The 12,595-nt window shown below is 46.3% G+C and carries 12 protein-coding genes; 5 read left to right on the plus strand and 7 right to left on the minus strand.

Annotated features, from left to right (window positions below):
- The first annotated feature begins 110 nt into the window (after positions 1-110).
- Together M1P90_RS28270 and M1P90_RS28275 are read left to right on the plus strand one after the other, a co-directional pair.
- A complete protein-coding gene (locus tag M1P90_RS28270) occupies positions 111-482 on the plus strand; it encodes a hypothetical protein (RefSeq protein ID WP_483704699.1) in 372 nt (123 codons plus the stop codon).
- Complete coding sequence (locus tag M1P90_RS28275) at positions 373-2,856, plus strand: hypothetical protein (protein WP_483699045.1); 2,484 nt, start codon at positions 373-375, stop codon at positions 2,854-2,856. Before M1P90_RS28270 ends, M1P90_RS28275 begins: the two co-directional genes overlap by 110 nt.
- An 8-nt stretch (positions 2,857-2,864) precedes the next feature.
- Here the strand turns inward: M1P90_RS28275 and M1P90_RS28280 are convergent, their stop codons facing one another.
- Entirely contained in the window at positions 2,865-4,079 is a 1,215-nt protein-coding gene (locus tag M1P90_RS28280; protein ID WP_483696970.1) for an IS701 family transposase, read from the minus strand.
- A 750-nt stretch (positions 4,080-4,829) separates the two neighbouring features.
- Between M1P90_RS28280 and M1P90_RS28285 the strand changes: the two genes are divergently transcribed.
- Complete coding sequence (locus M1P90_RS28285; RefSeq protein WP_483699046.1) at positions 4,830-5,339, plus strand: DUF2726 domain-containing protein; 510 nt, start codon at positions 4,830-4,832, stop codon at positions 5,337-5,339.
- A 172-nt stretch (positions 5,340-5,511) separates the two neighbouring features.
- Here the strand turns inward: M1P90_RS28285 and M1P90_RS28290 are convergent, their stop codons facing one another.
- From M1P90_RS28290 to M1P90_RS28315, 6 genes are all read right to left on the minus strand, one after another.
- Positions 5,512-6,237, minus strand: coding sequence for a hypothetical protein (locus M1P90_RS28290; protein ID WP_483699048.1), 726 nt, complete (start codon positions 6,235-6,237; stop codon positions 5,512-5,514).
- 124 nt (positions 6,238-6,361) lie between these two features.
- Positions 6,362-6,544, minus strand: coding sequence for a short coiled-coil protein (locus M1P90_RS28295; RefSeq protein ID WP_483699049.1), 183 nt, complete (start codon positions 6,542-6,544; stop codon positions 6,362-6,364).
- A gap of 78 nt (positions 6,545-6,622) precedes the next feature.
- Entirely contained in the window at positions 6,623-7,177 is a 555-nt protein-coding gene (locus M1P90_RS28300; protein ID WP_483699050.1) for a hypothetical protein, read from the minus strand.
- A 157-nt stretch (positions 7,178-7,334) separates the two neighbouring features.
- Complete coding sequence (locus M1P90_RS28305) at positions 7,335-8,240, minus strand: IS982 family transposase (RefSeq protein WP_483699052.1); 906 nt, start codon at positions 8,238-8,240, stop codon at positions 7,335-7,337.
- A gap of 851 nt (positions 8,241-9,091) precedes the next feature.
- Entirely contained in the window at positions 9,092-9,457 is a 366-nt protein-coding gene (locus tag M1P90_RS28310; RefSeq protein ID WP_483699054.1) for a hypothetical protein, read from the minus strand.
- 15 nt (positions 9,458-9,472) lie between these two features.
- A complete protein-coding gene (locus M1P90_RS28315) occupies positions 9,473-11,434 on the minus strand; it encodes a PA14 domain-containing protein (RefSeq protein WP_483699055.1) in 1,962 nt (653 codons plus the stop codon).
- 331 nt (positions 11,435-11,765) lie between these two features.
- On the opposite strand from M1P90_RS28315, the gene M1P90_RS28320 reads away from it, so the two are divergent.
- The gene (locus tag M1P90_RS28320; protein ID WP_483699057.1) at positions 11,766-12,167 is read left to right on the plus strand and encodes a transposase; all 402 of its coding nucleotides are present in this window, start codon (positions 11,766-11,768) and stop codon (positions 12,165-12,167) included.
- A complete protein-coding gene (locus tag M1P90_RS28325; RefSeq protein WP_483699058.1) occupies positions 12,106-12,546 on the plus strand; it encodes a transposase in 441 nt (146 codons plus the stop codon). Before M1P90_RS28320 ends, M1P90_RS28325 begins: the two co-directional genes overlap by 62 nt.
- The last annotated feature ends 49 nt before the right edge of the window (positions 12,547-12,595 follow it).

The raw sequence follows: 12,595 nt of genomic DNA on the forward strand, positions 1-12,595 counted from the left end.
TTCTATGTTGGACATCAGCCTGGATACACTTGTACTCACCATGATAAACGTGCAAGATCTAATTTCTGGTACATGGCGAGGATCATTGGAGCACACTTCAGGCGCTCGCACTGTGCCATGCCTTTGCCATATACAAAGCAGAGAAGGGTGTGAGCACCTACCAGCTCCAGGAATGGTTAGGACACGCCAATTTGAACACCACCCAAGTCTATGTTCACTTGGCCAAGCAGAGCGGGGGGAAAAGTCATGGAGCAGACAAGTTTATAGGGCAGCATATTACGGCTCTTGTCGCTTCTTTAGTTGACAACAATGCTATACTCTTGACCATCAGCATCAGGTATATTGCGAAATACACGGCACAAAGGAAGCAGTATGTTCCGCATTGCCCGCGCGATTCTCTTTCTGGTAACGGTCATCGGAGTTGTCAACTTGCTTGTACCCGCCTCGCACGTCGCGGCACAGTCCCCGTCACTTCCTACTAGTCTCCCATCTCTATTAGTACCGACTAATAGCAGCGCTGCATTAGGCTTAACCGTCGATGCCGAGAGCAGTCGTCTGTATACCACTGACAGCCAGTCTATTTGGATGTTCAACACCATAAATGGCAAACTACTCAAGACCAATGATGTAACCGGACAGACAGAATCAGGTGTCGGCAAACTGGTGGTAAATCCAGCTACACACAACCTGTATGCCTCAGTAAGTGCAGGACTCCCACCATCAGGCCACCTCGTCATAATAGATAGCACCACTAACACGACCACGGATAAGCAGATAAGTGGTCTTAGCGGTGGGCTTATTGGAGATATTCAATTAAATCCGAAAAGCAAAAGAATATATCTCACTTCGTCACCCATATTTGACGGATTTACTGATACTATGCTTACTCCGAGCCGGATTGATGTTGTCGATGAAGCCTCCTTGAAGGCGATAAAGAGCATTGACTTTAACAATGATGTCATCGGAAGCATTGCAGTCAATAGTAAGGCGGAAACCATTTATGCAACCAATATAGCAGAAGCCGGAACATATACATCGAAAATCTGGTCAATCAATGAAACCTCATTCGCGGTTGAAAAACCGCGACAAATCAAAATGGCTGTGTTTGGGATGAAATATAGTGAGAAGGCTGACAAAATATTCGTTATCGGCATCAAGGAAGACACAAGTTTGTGGATGCAAGCTCTAAACGCGTCACTTGTTCCTGAGCCTGAAGTGCTGGTCGCCAAGACCTCTGAGCCGTATACATACATTGGGATCGACATGGAATTAAGTCCATTGATAGACAGAATGTATGCAAGTAACGGCAAAGAACTTTTTGTAGTCGATACATCGAATAATACTGTGCTTGGTTCCCTCAATGTCACAGCAGGCAATATTGCTGTAGATACGCTAACGGGCAAAATTTATGTACCCAAAGGGAATACAAACGAGATAGCTGTTTTTCAAGACGTACTACCCGACTCTGATGGTGATGGCTTACCTGATTTATGGGAAATCAGAGGGGTTACTATTAATCCGGGCAACGGTTTACCTCCGCAATTCATTGATTTACCAAAGATGGGAGCTAACCCAAATAAGCCAGACATTTTTATACAGGCTGATTGGATGGAGAACTCCACCTTGGGCATCACTCGACGACCTTCTCCTGAAGGGCTCAAAATAGTGTACGACGCCTTCGCGAGTTCTCCGTATAAGAGCCCGACTGGCTCTATCGGTATTGAAGTTCATATTGATAATGGAGCGGACAGTATTCTGAACTACAGCACAGGAGCTAAATGGGGAAACTTGAGCCAAGCGCAAAAGCGCTCTTATGTGCATGTGCTTACGGCTGACGAGCTCAACAAAAATTACTTGCCTGATTTTATGAAAACCGGTAGAGCAACTATTTTCCACTATGTATTGTTTGCTGATAGTATTCCTAATGGATCGACGGGTTCATCTCCCACACCAGGAACACTCATGATTGTAAGCCTGGGTGTTGTCCGAGATGCGGTACGTAATGCTTTTGGGATAAGCTATGCTCGTCAGGAGGGCGGGACGCTTATGCATGAGCTTGGGCATAATTTAGGCTTAGATCACGGTGGTGATGAGGATGTAAGGTGGAAGCCAAATTATCTTAGTGTCATGAATTACGCTTTTCAACTTAGTGGTTTAACACGGAATGGAAAGTCAGGTATATATGATTACTCGCGTTCAGAATTGCCGCCCCTTAGGGAAAACGATCTCGATGAAGTAAAAGGTATTATCGGAGGCGCAGCTAGTGAAGAGTACGGCACAGTGCATTATTGTAAGAGAGGTGGTATTTTTGATTTTCGCAGCGAGAGTGATTTGCATGCTGCTGTACCTCATGCGAATGGCCCAATAGATTGGAATTGCACGGCGATACCTTTAGTTAATGATGGTATTGATAAAGGTATTACTGTGCGGGCCGATGTAAATGGCGATGAAGATTTCGGTATACTACACGGATATAATGATTGGGAGCACATTTCATTTACCAAGAACGGAGTAATTGGCAAAAATGGCGTTACGATAAATTTATCCATGGATTTTAGCCATACAGACATGACGCTTGAAGATGCTCTTCAAGCTCCACCGTTAGAATGGGTCGAGCAGCGCCACACACAAGATGTATCTACTGCAACTGCCGCAGCCATTCCTACCACTATAGCCCAGATAACCCCCACTGTGGCTAATGCAAACGCTACTATTCCAACACAAATTGAACCAACCACTACTGAACTCAGCAGTAGTCCTCCAACCGAGTCTTCTCAGAACGATTCTCGATTCCGTAGTTATCTTCTAATTTCAGGTGGGATACTAGCCATATTAACTAAGGTTTTGCAGAAATAGGCGAAAGCTCAGGGTAAAGCCAAACGGAGCTTGATATCGGACAGAGTCATGCCTTGGTGCGATTGTTCGATGGCCCAAGCAAGCGTTTTGCCCAAGGTCTCGCGAGCGATGGTGCGACAGGACTCGCCAATGGTCATCAGGCGTGTGTGAGCCCATTCGAAGGCACGATCATGCTTCAATTGGCGCATCAGAGCCGTGTACGCCAGGACGACGAGGTGCATGTGCCTGGTCTGGCCCATCCCGTCCCTGAGCTGACACTCGCCCATGCCCAAATGCTGCTTCCCGTCCCGATGAAAGGTCTCCGTCCCTGTCCAGCGCTTTTTGTAGACCTTCAAAATGCGATGAGCTTCCCACTGGGTTCGGTTGCTGATCAGGATCTTGCGTGGCGTCGCAGCTTCTGCTTCTGACCACAACACCAGAATACGCACTGGGTGGTTGACATTGGGCAGACGAACGGACTTGGTGAAGTACCATTGCGTGTGACCGCCGACCGTAAACTTGGTGCGAACAAGCGGCGTGAGCGTTTTGACCCACTCAGTCACGCTGGTCTGCTTCCCGCTGACTACAATCACTCGGTTGGCTTTCAAATCACCGATGTAGCTGCGACCTTTGGCGTGGAGGGTGTTCATAATTGGCGCGTTGGTGAAGTAACTGTCGAAGGTGAAGTCGCCCGGTATGTCCTCAGCGACAACCCAATCGATCAGTTCCTTAGCGAGGTCGGTGTGATTCTTGAACGGGCGCTCGTCGTCGCACTGCTCGCGCTTGCGGAAGCGCCGGAAATCGAGCGGATAATGCTTCCCACTCGGGTTGACGTAGTTGGCAAACAGGTAATCGTGGGCGATCAGGTGGCGTTTGTCGGCATGGTCCCAGAAATAGCCGACATCCTCTATCAGTTTGCCGTCATGATCTATCAAAGTGTTATCGATCGCGATAACGCCGTCGTGACGATAGCGCGTTGCAGCGTCCTGTTGAAGCCATTCGAGCCGGTGCGCGTTGATGCGCTGGACATCCCAGGGCGCTTCAGTCAACCATCGATTGAGAGTGGATTGGTCGGGTGGGGCGGCAAACTCTCGCGTGATACCGCTCACGGTCTTGTGCTCCGCTACAAACAGCCCGGTCAGGTATTCGGCAAAGTGGCGGCGTGAAGGCTCATTTGGAAACAGGTCGGCGAACTGGACCAGCAGTTCCTCGACCACCTGTGGTATCGCGACAATTGCTGGCACCTGTGCCTCCCAACTGGTAGACCAACGCTCGCCTGATCATATGCTCAGAAGCTTGTTGCCGCAAATCTGCAAAAGTCCAGATATTAATTGCCCTTGCATTATTAATAATGTTGAGAAAATCAAGCAGCAGATAGAACTGCCCGAATGGAACACCACCATACTGCAACCAAGGTTTACAAGTATCGGAATTATCTCTATTATGTTCTATATGAACTTTATTGGAAGAGGTAAATTATTACCCGCTACTTTGCTTTTAGTTGTCATCTTGTGTGTACCTGCTATATACGACGTTTTCAATCTCTTACATAAATGTACCACCAATATCTTTGTGCCGTGTGTTCAAATACAAGGGGTGTTGGTCTCAAAATGGATAACCTACTACGGTTTACTCTTGGCACTTAACATTGCCGCGTACTTGATATTGAGTATAGCATTTCATAAGTATAATTCGTTCAGTTGGTTGGTTTTCTTTGGCTTATTCCTCGTTATAATAAGTTCTACAGCCTATTGGCATGTTGTAAAACCTTCAATGATAGGGCATTTTTGTGATGATACTGTCGGAAAAGGGATAAATGATGAGTGGAAAAGATGGGAAGCTGACAGCACCTGCTTTAACTGGTATATAGAGTAGATAACAGCTAATCATTGAGCAATGCGGGCACCAAGCATCTTCAAAACCGTACAATATTGCAATTCACAAGTACATCTCTCGGATTGGGAGCGAAAACCTAACCCTGATACACTATAGGAATGGACCCCCTCACTATCATTATCTCGACCAGCTTTTTCATCCTTGTCCTCGGCGGCGGCCTTCTCCTCTTCTTCCTCTCAAAGTTCTACCAAGCGAAGCCGCAGCTCTCGCCTTATGTAGCTGTGCCGCTTCTAACTGACGCTGAGCGCCGATTTTTCCAGGTGCTGATAGATATTCTCCCCAACGATTGCTACCTTCTGGCGCAGGTTCGCCTTGCTAACTTGGTCCAAGTAAAGTCAGGAAGTGGGCCATTTTGGAAGAACTTTAGTCCTATCGGGATGAAGTGCGTGGATTTCGCTGTCGTAAGACGCGACACGATGAGGCTCTTGCTTGTTATCGAACTGGATGACCGGACGCATGCCAGAACGGAACGGCGGCAGCGGGATCACTTCCTAGACCAGGTGCTTACCACTGTAGATATCGTGGTTCTTCATTGGCCGGTGTCAGCCTCCTACAATAGAACAGAGCTATCACAAGCCATCCGTTCTAAGCTGAACACTAGGGAGTGATATGGTTCCCCGACAGGCGGCACAAGAAAGCGGAAAAGAGACCAGTCCCAAGAGTGGCTCGGCCACGCCAATCTCAACACGGCACACCTCTATATCCACCTTGCTAAGCAGAGCGCGGGGAAGGTCATGGAGCAGACAAGTTTATAATATCCTAGTTGAGAACAGCTCCTACTTACCTTTGTAATCGTATAGACCGCCTAATCAGCGAGATTACCCAAGAAGCCAATGGCAGAACACTCAGTAGAAAAGCTAAGTCAGGTATATCTCTTCCAAAAATCGATTCCGCCACACTCAACCATATCCCTTGCCACAATGATCGTGTGAGATCTAAAGTGATCCATATCGCTAGAGAAAGAAAAGCGGCACCAATAAAATCTATGACTACCCCTCCGATTATACGCCACAGTGCAGGAGCTAATAGAAGCGCAAGTATAGCAATCATCCATTTGACTAAACCAGATTGCTGGTACCACCAAATCCTCAATGAAATAAAAATATTCGGCTTCGGTTGAGATGTTGAGCTGCCTTGCCCGGTATTAGGACCTGTCCCTTGGCTAGGTGCAACGCCATTGCTGCAATCCTTATCAGTTTGATCTTCGGTTACCCACCCTGTTCCACCACTCGGATCTCCTGCGGCTCGTCGGCTTGTATCCCACCATGTATGTCCATTAGCCACACGAGGACCATCGATGACCTTTACTGCCCAATCGTTTTCTGGTACGCGAGTATGTGCTCGATAACCTAGACCTGGCCCCTCGCGTATGCATGTTCCAGCTCGAAGACCTACAATCTTTCCTCGCTCCCACTCGGCCTGCGCAAAAACAGAAGTGACAGATGTCAAACAAGTAATAGTTACATAGGCAATAGCCATTGTAATTATTTTTCTATTAGTGGACATCGTGAGATTCCTATAAACTGTTTTCGGAGAGAATTCTTAATCAGTTAGCGTGATTATAGGTTCTATAATCACGCTAACTGATTGTGGTAGGAATATATTCGATCATCGTGTAAAAACAGTTTGACTACTTACTGAAAACTCCCAGGAAAAATAAACAGGCACATATCATCACGAAGAGGAAGACGGCGCCCGCAACCAGGTACATCTTTCCAAGCATCTTGAAACCTTCTTTGGCCTGCGTCTTCAGCCGAATACGTTCCTCTTCCGCAATACGTTCTCGGTCTTCTGGAGTCAATCCTTGAGACATAGCTGTCCTCCTTTTGCCAAAAGATTATATAAAATGCACACGTTTAATGCATATTCAGACAACTTCTTATTATTCCTTTCATCTCTCTGGGCAATCTAACTTATAGATATCCCAATGCTTATTATCTTCATCGTAGAGAATGAAATAGGAAGGCGGTTTTTTCTCCGAGTCTAGCACTGTCCCATTACGCACGTCAAAGAGAAGCACTTCGAGCGACACAGTCTGCCCTGGACCAGCTTTTACTTCTCGGTCACCGAAAGAAATATATTGATACTCCAGTATGCCGCTTGGGTAGTAAGAAATTAAATAAAAATCTACATTGTCTTTCTCTTCATCAAGTTGGTTGGCGTTGATAATGGAGTATGGAAGGTGAGTTGCTTTATCACTAAATCCAGAAACACTTCCATGGAAACAGTTACCACTGAAAGCAACTTTTAGTTTGCCTGGAACATCCAACAAAGGTAAGTTAGCAAGATCTGATATAGGTTTTACTTGGTAATGACTGAGATCCGGAGCGGGAATTTCGTTGGAGATATTTTCAAGACTGATAAATATGTCAGGATAATCTTGATCGGAAGCAGGTTTGATTACCAGGCGTATAGGATGAGCAGCCTTTGCTACACGAAATGTCACCTTTACCCCTGTGTCAAACGGGAAACCTGGTGGGGATGGAATCTTCGGATTGTTGAACTGCACTCCATTGAAACCCCATCCGTCTGATGCTGTATAAGTCTTTCCCTCGCGAGTCTCCACTTCAGTGGTATTAATAGGGCGATGTGCTAGTTAAAACTCAGGTCGGAAAAGCAAGTTGCTTGATACGCAACCAGTCTGGGTTGCCGAGCAAGCGATTGATATAGATGCACAGCGTGTGAGCGGTCAGCTTGGTGTACAGCCGTGCGCACAAGCCCCAGAAACTATGCGCGTGGTTGCTCTCAATCTGAAACTGCTCAGTCAATTGCCCATTCACTGTTTCGATGATTTGGCGCACCTGGTTGAGCAATCGGCGCACCTCAGACGACACCTGCTGTTTCTGGTTGGCTCGCGGCAAGGTCAGCAATCGTATGCCACAGCGTTCGAGCAACTCTTTGGCCAGTTCGGCTTTGATAAAGCCTTTGTCGCCAATCACGGTCAGGTCACGTTTGTCTTCAAGCAGGTCACGAGCGGCATCACGCTCATCACAATTGGCACTCATCAACTCGAAGTCGAGTATCGTGCCGCCGACGGTGACCAGCAGATTGAGCCGATAGCCGTAGATCGTTCGTTTCTTGGTCGGGCAGCGGCCATAAGTTGCACCATAGGCGTCCCAATCACCCGAAGACGATGGTACCAAATGGAACTGAACGACTTCGATCGGGAGACTATCAATCACGCAGTGCGTATCCTGGGCGACATCCATCACGGCAAGCGTGATCAGACGAATATGGTTGATTGCGGCCATCAAGTTGCGTCGACGTCGATTGAAGCGCGAGCGTTCGGGTTGAACGGGAAACAGATGGGTGTAGTTGCGCCATTCGCCAATGAGATTGGTTTCCTTGTCCCACTCGCGGCATTCGCCCACAATCGCCATGGTGATCAGTTCGGCATCCGAGCAGCCTGGCTCGGGACCGGGTCGCGGATAGAGATGCCGAATCTGGAGCCAGATGTCGTCAATTAGTACGTACATGCACGTCACAAAGTCATCGAAATCGGTTATCATCACAATCCTCCAGGTGTGAAAGAGCTGACCGTCAGAGAGTCTCTCTGTAGCACCTGGAGGCTCGAATGTCAAACCATTTTAACTAGCACATCGCCCTAATAGTGACTCGTCTAGCATCTAAACAGTGTTGGTTAAGGAAGTCCGTGTCCATCTGTGTTAGACCTACCCGAGTGATAAGACATAGAGGTGACACCGCTGGGTCTCCAGTATTCTCAGATGCAATGCTCACAGTTACGTCGTTCCAGCCTTCACCTGCGTCTTGAATTACATAATTGAAGGGTATTAACATCAATTTGGGAGGAGGTTGTTGAGTTGGCTTGGTGGTTATTTCGGTGGGTTGAAGCGGTATTGAGGTTAGAGCAATCTCTGTAGATTGTATCGGTGTCAAAAGAGGCGTCGTATTGGTGGACTGTACCGGTGCAAGAGGAATAATAGTAGCGTTGGATGGCGACGATACTGAGGTGTTTGGTGCAGAAGCACAGCCAACAATCACAAGTATCATAAGTAGATTAATCAGGATGCGGAAGAACGAAGCAACTATCGTTAGCTTATGGCGATACATTTGTTCTTTCCTTGTGAACTCTAAGTGTTCTAACCGTAGAAAACAACTGGACATTATTTGTAATAAGCGCTATTTGGCTTCGAGTCAACAGGCGACACGCATTTGGTGAATATAACTGAGGTTTTGCAGATTTGCGCGGCGGAGCCGAGCGGCGTATGATTTGACCGACGAAAGCGTACGGGTCGGAGGGTCGCATGCCAGCCTAGCTCAAGGCATCTTGCCGCAAGTTAAGAGTTTGGCCGCCGATCTTATTAAGATCGGCATGTTTCCATTTCGTACAAACAAGCTTCTAATTGCGCCTAATTTGTACCTTATCACAACTAACCTTTACTAGGCCATACCGTCGGCCAAATAATGTGTATAACTCAACATTTGCCTCATATCTATTATGTACTAAAAAAGGTTCGTATCCACAACTCTCATTAGTACTAATTACTTTTATCTCATCTACATGACGAGATAAAACCACAAAAGGCTCTATAGATCCGCTAAGCAACAGGTCCGTTTGTTTGAGCGCATAACGAGCAAAAATCTTTTCTTCACCCTCGTATTGCTCAACACCAGAAGTTATAGATATCTTAGGCCATATAACCGCAATCAAAACTACAATGATTAGAATGACCAGAATCAATATATATATAGGAATTCGTTTCATAATTTTCGCAATTTCTCACCTCGGTATCCATGCAATAGCATCAAACCCAATATGAATGCCACACGACGGTGTCTCACCGGTAGCATCTGTCAGACGAACATAACCAGTATTATCTGATGCAAAAGCATACGTGCCTAGGGTAACCCACTGATCATAGTATGGAACCTGTGACAGTGCAACTGTTGTAACACCATACTGATGATGTATTTCATATCTAGCATTCGTCGTGTTCGTATGATAGTTCGGAATAAACGCGATTAGTTGGTAATTACGAGTAGTCGACAAACTTGGTCGCCATTCTCCCCAGCTGTCAACTGTATTACCATTAGCACAGGTCCAATACATGTGATTATTCACGCCCCTCGACCAATCATCCCACCAATATACTCCCCCTTTTGTAAATCCAGAACTCATCTCATCTACAACAACTGGTTGTGTTGATACATACCTTTGCCATCGAACCTGAGCTATAGCAAGACCACCACCCTCAAAATACTCGATTTTAACTTTATGGTTACCGGCACTCATTCTGTGATTAACTGTATACTGAGTGGGCGCCTGGTCAAACCACTTGTCCAAAATTAAGCTGTCATCAATCCATATGCGAACACCATCATCAATGTAAGCAATAAATGTATATTCATCTTCAGCAAAGTAAAATTCACCTTCCCATCGGACAGAAAAGTTATCTGGTTCGACATCATAAGAAGGGCCGTCATATCCCCAATTCTTATTTATTGCCCCCTCGCAGCGTGAGAATTTTGGTGTACCTTCGAGAGAGCGGTTATTGAAGTATTGTGATAGGAATAATCCCGAACATGATGCTGCTGTTCGCGCCCACCACCATCTGGTTCCGGGAACAAAGCTGCTCCAAGCTGGCACAAGGGTTCTACTATCATCGCCAAAACTGCACCAAGTTGTATAACACCATGATGGAGTTCTATGTCCCAGTTGAGCACTCAGCTTAAACTTATCATTATCTACATTGCCATCTGTTGTATGAATATATGTGTAATGCCATGTATTAGCTGTTAATTTGTCTGCTTGTGCTGCACCAATAGTATATGCCACTTCGTCTCGTTCACAGCTCACGTAGTTTGCTGCAAAACGCGTATCCAAATAAGGCTTTGATTCTGCCGGCCACGTCGTAGCAGCATATTCTATTACAGGAAAACACCCTGGATATCCTGTATCATCTCCATTTAGATACGTCCCATCATTATCATAGTTATATAGGAAGTAATCATGCTCATATGTTTGATCACTGGAAAAAGGTATTTCATTCCACCACATCCATTGATAGGTATACCGACCACCATTTTGACTTGGGTATACATACGACACACCCACTTCTGGATTCCATCTAGAATCATCAGATATACTTCCGCTATTTGCAGGCTGCACAATATCATTTGATTCCTGCTTTTTCTGCGGATCTGTTTTAGAAAGAGAATTCTCGTCGGCAATCGCAATAACTGTTCCAGGCCTATCAACGCCGAATCTATTGATATTGCTAGAGTCACCCCTCAATATTAGTTTGGAAATAGTTATCAGCTGATTCTTTTCTTGGAAAGCAGATGAATTTATTGCCTTAGCTTGATTCTCCATCATATTCTGGAGTTCCGCTGAATGCTTCTCGCTAGAGTTTAGCGCTTTGTCTAAAGACATTGAAATGTCAGCAAAGAAAGCCATTCGCTGCTTTAAATAATCAGATTCTATCGCTTTGATATCGATGCGGGAGGGAATAATATAGAAATCATGCAATTTCCTGCTTCCAATGGTAAAATCTCCTTCTAACATCAATGCTGTGAGTTCATATTTTTTTGCTAATCGAACCGCTTCTTGAACAGGAAGAGGTTGATTTAATGTAATGGAGGCAATTGCAGTATTACCAGGCTGAACTGTTTGTGCAGCGGCAGATGTAATACTGACTAGTATTATCGAAAGTAACAATGAAAAACATACTGCTTTGCGCATGTTGAACCTCGTTGAAATTGAGTTACAACTTACACCTGATTTTAAGAAATACCCAAGGTGAGTTACCCTAGAGTAATGTTTGTACAGTAAACTTCGAGCATAGCTAAGTCCACAATGCGCACCAAAATAAACCTAGCGTAAGGTCACTAAGAGCGTCAAAGAGTACTCTCGTGAGATATGCAATGGAAAATTGCATGTCGCGGGATGTATTCCCGATAGATCTAAATCAGGATGCGCGTTATCAGAAGCTATCCGGAAAGTGGAAGCGAGATATGGTATAGTTCCTCCTTTATCTGAGTAAAGGCATTCAGACGAAGCGGGGAGAAAGAACATGGGCTACCCAACCGACGCCACCGACCAGGAATGGGAGATTGTGGCTCCAGAATTGAGCCGAAAAGCACCGACCGGCCGACCGCGCACGGTCGATCTCCGCCAGGTATTTAATGCTATTCGCTACAAAAAGAAGACAGGCTGCCAGTGGGATATGTTGCCCGAAGGCTTTCCGCCCAAGAGTACCGTGTTCGACTACTACAAAAAGTGGAATGAGGACGGAAGTTGGATACGCATCAACGACTTTCTCCACGAGCGTGTCCGTCAAGCCCTCGGCAGAGACCCACACCCTCATATCGCAGTGATTGACAGCCAGAGCGTCAAGACCACAGAAGCCGGCGGTGATTGTGGTTTTGACGCGGGAAAAAAATATCAAAGGTCGCAAGCGCCAGTTGATTGTTGACACGAACGGTTTTGTGATACGGGTGCTGGTGCATGCAGCCGATATCAGCGAGAGCGAAGGTGGGATTTGGCTGCTGAACGAGCACAGTGATGCGCTTACGAGCCTGGAGAGCATACGTGTCGATCAAGGCTACAAACGGATGTTTGTCGACTGGGTCAATCAGTACCTTTCGTGTGCGGTCGAGGTGGTCGAGAAGGCGGCTGATCAGGTTGGTTTTGCGCTCTTGCCAAAGCGCTGGGTGGTCGAGCGAACGTTCGCGTGGTTGGGTCGCTATCGACAGCTGAGTAAAGAATACGACCGCCGTCCGGAAAGCACTGAAGGCTGGATCTATCTTGCCTCCATCGATATCTTACTCAAACGCCTCTTTCGTACCGAGTAGTTTCCGGATAGCTTCTCAGAAACGAGTGAACCATGTTCCAGAAAGCATA

Source organism: Kouleothrix sp. 19917 (assembly GCF_057073505.1).